Origin of the sequence: Frisingicoccus sp. (assembly GCA_016298055.1) — a bacterium.
Taxonomy (GTDB): domain Bacteria; phylum Bacillota; class Clostridia; order Lachnospirales; family Lachnospiraceae; genus Frisingicoccus.
Genome location: JAEDDO010000118.1, coordinates 1 through 5,434, shown reverse-complemented (window position 1 = coordinate 5,434; position 5,434 = coordinate 1). Strand labels below are relative to the sequence as shown.

4 protein-coding genes are annotated in these 5,434 nt (G+C 43.7%); all 4 read left to right on the top strand.

The window, feature by feature from the left end; all coding sequences use genetic code 11:
* Positions 1–1,809: single-stranded-DNA-specific exonuclease RecJ (recJ, locus tag QZZ35_RS08660; RefSeq protein ID WP_330635637.1), on the top strand; the 1,809-nt coding region annotated here is incomplete at its 5' end.
* Positions 1,810–1,880: 71 nt separating this feature from the next.
* Positions 1,881–2,405 carry an adenine phosphoribosyltransferase gene (locus tag QZZ35_RS08655; RefSeq protein ID WP_291234331.1) on the top strand — a complete coding sequence of 175 codons (525 nt, stop codon included), beginning with the start codon at positions 1,881–1,883 and terminating at the stop codon, positions 2,403–2,405.
* An 8-nt stretch (positions 2,406–2,413) separates the two neighbouring features.
* Entirely contained in the window at positions 2,414–4,708 is a 2,295-nt protein-coding gene (locus QZZ35_RS08650) for a RelA/SpoT family protein (protein ID WP_291237038.1), read from the top strand.
* Between the two features lie 3 nt (positions 4,709–4,711).
* On the top strand, positions 4,712–5,341 hold the full coding sequence (locus QZZ35_RS08645; protein WP_291237037.1) for an MBL fold metallo-hydrolase: 630 nt from the start codon (positions 4,712–4,714) through the stop codon (positions 5,339–5,341).
* The last annotated feature ends 93 nt before the right edge of the window (positions 5,342–5,434 follow it).

The window sequence follows — 5,434 nt, the reverse complement described above, 5'->3', positions numbered from 1 at the left end:
AATATTTGCGGAGGCGTTATGGAAAAATGGATGGTTTCAGCCCGGAAAGCGGATTTTAACAGAATCGCCCGGATGTGTTCGGTAAGCCCGGTTCTGGCTCGGATCATGGTCAACCGGGGGCTGAAAGAAGATGAAGAATTTCAGAAATATTTGTACGGCGATCTTTCATGTCTTCATGATCCTGAAGATATGAAGGATATGAAAGCCGGAGTGGACTGTATTGTTCATTCGATCAGGGAAAATCAGAGTATCTGCATTGCCAGCGATTTTGATGTGGATGGGGTTTTTGCAGGCTACATATTATGGCGGGGAATCCTTTTGTGCGGCGGAAGAGCTTATGTGGAAGTTCCGGACCGTATTCAGGAAGGGTACGGACTCAATGAGCGTATTGTACGTGAAGCCTACGCCAAAGGCGCAGGATGTATTTTGACATGTGACAATGGTATCGCGGCAATGGAACCGGTTTCATTGGCAAAAGCGATGGGACTTACAGTGGTTATTACAGATCATCATGAACCGGTATATGATATCATGCATGATGATGAAGGAAAAGAAAGCAGACGTTACCGATTTCCGGAGGCGGATGCGGTCATTGATCCGAAGCAGCCGGATTGTGCCTATCCTTTTAAAGGATTATGCGGTGCCGGTGTGGCTTATAAATTTGTTCAAATGCTTTTTGAAAAATTCCATATTGATGAAAAGGAATTATATAAACTGCTTCCTTTTGCAGCCATTGCCACGGTAGCTGATGTGATGGATCTGACAGACGAGAACCGTATTATCGTAAAATATGGACTTCATGAGCTGGCCCACACAGATCATCCGGGCCTCTTGGCACTCATTTTCCATGCAGGACTAAATAAAAATTATATTTCGGCCTATCATGTGGGCTTTGTGATCGGTCCCTGTTTTAACGCGGCCGGTCGGCTGGATACAGCTCAGATGGCGATCCGTCTGCTTCAGACAGAGGATGTGGGAGAGGCCCAGTGTCTGGCATCTGATCTGGTCCAATTGAATCAGAGCCGAAAGGAAATGACGATTCTCGGGACAAAGCAGGCGGAGGAACTTATCGAATCGAAGGGAATGGACAAAGACTCTGTCCTTGTTCTTTGCCTTGAAGGATGCCATGAAAGTCTGGCGGGCATTATTGCCGGCAGGATAAAAGAAAAATATTATCGTCCCGTTATTGTCGGAGTGGAGACAGAGCAGGGGCTTATCAAGGCTTCCGGCCGTTCTGTAGAAGCTTATAATATGTATGAGAAACTGAGTGAATGCAGAGATCTTTTTGAAAGGTTCGGAGGCCATGCCATGGCGGCCGGTATGAGTTTTAAACGTGAAAATCTGCCGCTTTTAAAGGAAAGGCTGAATAAAAACTGCGGGTTGACAGAGGAAGATTTAAAACCGGTGATCCATATTGATGTGCCGATGCCTTTAGGCTATATTACGGAAGATTTTATTCAGGAGCTGGAGCTCCTTGAGCCCTTTGGAAAAGGAAATCCGAAGCCGGTCTTTGCGGAGGCTCATTTTCAGATTCTTCGTGCGTCAGTGATCGGGAAAAATAAGAACGTACTGAAAATGCAGATAAAAAATGACAGCGGCGTTCGGATGGAGGCTCTGTATTTTGGTGACGTTCCGGCATTTGATGCCTGTATTGAAAAAAATTTCGGAGTGGAAAGTAAAAAACGAATGTATGCCGGGCTCTCAAACCCGGTTGATATGGCATTTACCTACTATCCGTCGGTCAATGAGTATGGAGGAAGACGCTCGCTGCAGGTTACTATACAGAATTTTCAGAGAATTCCACGTTAATTATTGTTTTTTTATAATAAACTGTGGTACAATGAGAGGTAACCGATATTCCAGAAGAGAGGGAGACATGTATGAAAAAGTTAGAAGATTATGTATTAAGTATACCGGATTTTCCAGAACCAGGGATAATTTTCAGGGATGTTACAAGTGTACTTCAGGATGCAGACGGACTGCAGCTGGCGATTGACGAGCTGATGAAAAAGCTTGAAGGACTGGATTTTGATGTGATCGCCGGGGCTGAAGCCAGAGGATTTATTTTTGGCGCAGTTTTAGCCTATAATCTTCATAAACCTTTTGTACCGATTCGTAAAAAAGGAAAACTTCCGAGAGAGACGATAAGTGTTTCCTACGAATTGGAATATGGAACTGCTGAGATTGAGATCCATAAAGATGCAATTACACCGGGACAGAGAGTTGTCCTTGTAGATGACCTTATGGCTACCGGTGGTACAACAAAAGCGATGATTGAACTTGTGGAGCAGCTCGGAGGCATTGTTGTCAAAAACCTGTTCCTTATGGAACTGGCAGGTTTAAAGGGACGGGACAAGCTGAAGGGCTATGATGTCAGCTCTGCTATAATATATGAAGGAAAGTAGGGGATTAGATGGAGAAAGTCATTGATGTAGATATTATCGAAGATGATCGGGATGAGTCTGAGAAGAAGGATTTTATACCTCCGGAGATTCTCTATAATGAGTTGATTGCGAAAGTCAGAAAGTATCATCCTTCGACAAATGTAACACAGATAGAAAAAGCCTATCAGATTGCTTATAATGCTCACAAAGAGCAGGTGCGCAAGTCGGGTGAGCCTTATATTATTCATCCGATCTGTGTGGCTATGATTCTGGCAGATCTGGAATTGGATAAAGAGACGATTGTCGGTGGTCTTCTCCACGATGTGGTGGAAGACACGGTTATGACATTAAAAGATATTGAGAATGAATTCGGTTCAGAGGTTGCACTTATTGTTGACGGTGTAACGAAGCTGGGACAGTTGTCCTATTCATCGGATAAGGTTGAGGTTCAGGCAGAGAATCTGAGAAAGATGTTTCTTGCCATGGCAAAGGATATCCGTGTTATTCTGATCAAGCTGGCCGACCGGCTTCACAATATGCGTACCCTCAAGTATATGAAACCGGAAAAACAGAAAGAAAAAGCAAGAGAGACGATGGACATTTACGCTCCGATCGCTCAGAGATTAGGTATTTCCAAGATTAAGATCGAGCTGGATGACCTCGCTTTAAGATATCTTGAGCCGGATGTCTATTATAATCTGGCAAAGAACATCGCTTCTAAAAAAAGTGAGCGAGAGGCTTTTGTACGTTCAATCGTTGATGAAGTCAGTCATCATATGGAAGAGGGCGGCATCAAGTGTGAAGTGAACGGCCGTGTAAAGCATTTTTTCAGTATTTACCGTAAGATGGTCAATCAGGATAAGACACTGGACCAGATTTATGACCTTTTTGCTGTTCGCATCCTTGTCGATTCCGTCAAAGACTGTTATGCGGCACTTGGCCTGATCCATGAGATGTACAAGCCGATTCCGGGAAGATTTAAAGATTATATTGCGATGCCGAAACCGAATATGTATCAGTCTCTGCATACAACACTGATCGGTCCTTCCGGCCAGCCGTTTGAAATTCAGATCCGTACATATGAGATGCATAAGACGGCTGAATATGGTATTGCTGCCCATTGGAAGTATAAGGAAGATCCGAACGGCGTGAATATCGAGACGAATGAGGAGGCGAAACTGACATGGCTTCGTCAGATTCTGGAATGGCAGAAAGATATGTCCGATAACCGGGAATTTATGAGCCTTCTTAAGAACGATCTGAATCTGTTTTCAGAAAGCGTTTACTGTTTCACACCGGCAGGAGATGTGAAGAATCTTCCGAACGGTTCCACTCCGATTGACTTTGCTTACAGCATTCACAGTGCGGTAGGTAATAAGATGGTCGGCGCCAGAGTCAACGGAAAGTTAGTGACCATCGACTATGTGATCCAGAACGGTGACCGTATCGAAGTCATTACGTCACAAAACTCAAGAGGTCCGAGCCGTGACTGGCTTGGTATCGTCAAGAGTACACAGGCAAAGAATAAGATCAACCAGTGGTTCAAGACCCAGAATAAAGAAGAGAATATTCTCAGGGGTAAAGAACAGCTGGAGCGTTATTGCAAAACAAAAAATCTGGTTATCAGCGAGCTTTTAAAGCAGGAATACATGGAAAAAGTTATACGTAAATACGGATTCCGTGACTGGGATGCTGTTCTTGCTGCCGTTGGACACGGCGGATTAAAAGAGGGTCAGGTCGTTAATAAGCTTGTTGAAGAAGATAATAAGAAAAAGAAAAAAGAAGTCACAGATACTCAGGTACTTAAAAATATTGCAGATGTCAAGAAGACAACGGAAGAGCGAAGCGGCAAAAAGACAAAAAGCGGTATTGTTGTCCGCGGAATTGATGACGTGGCTGTACGTTTTTCAAAATGCTGCAATCCGGTACCGGGAGATGAAATTGTTGGCTTTGTCACACGTGGACGTGGTGTATCCATTCACCGTACAGACTGTGTTAATATTATTAATATCAGTGAGGAAGACCGGGCACGTCTCCTTGATGCAGAATGGCTTGCATCAGCGGAGGAAGCAGGCAGCAAATTATATAAAGCGGATATTAATATTTATGTTGAAGACCATGTCGGCGTACTTGTGGAAGTGGCAAAAGTATTTACTGAGAATGAGATCAATGTCACGGCCATGTCCAGCCGTTCCGGCAAGAATAATACGGCAACCATTAATGTGACATTTGACATTCGCAGTGTTGCTCAGCTGAACAAAGTCATCGACAAACTGAGAAATCTGGAATGCGTTTATGATATTGAAAGAACAACAGGAGGCTGATTCATGAATCTGGCAATACGAATGATGGTCCTCGGACCGGTACAGACAAACTGCTTCTTTTTGATCAATGAAGATACAAAGGAAGTACTGGTGATCGATCCGGCGGATCATGCACAGAAAATTATCGAGTGGATGAAGAGTGAGAACCTTAAGCCGGTGGCTATTTTACTGACACACGGTCATTTTGATCATATTATGGGTGTGGAAGGTATTCGAAAAGAATACGGTATTCCGGTCTATGCAAGCAGAGATGAGGTGGATGTACTTGCAAAACCTCAGCTGAATGTGTCTACAATGATGGGGGCTTACCTGTCTATGAAGGCAGATGAACTGTTTTGTGACGGGGATGTCCTGGAACTTGCAGGAATGAAGCTGAAAGTTATTTCCACGCCGGGACATACGATCGGAAGTGTCTGTTTCTATATCGAAGAGGAAAAAGTTCTCATCAGCGGCGATACATTATTTGAAGCTTCTGTCGGACGTACAGATTTTCCTACAGGAAGCAGCCGTCAGCTGATCGAATCCATTAAGACAAGACTCTTTATTCTTCCGGACGATACAAGTGTATTTCCGGGACATGGAGGTACAACAAGCATCGGTTATGAAAAACTTCATAATCCGTTTGTTTATTAAGAATTATGATAAACTTAATTTTAAATGAAGATCGTTATGAAAATGATATTCGGGCTCTCCTCATGGCATTTTACCATGGGGAGAAAATTTTGG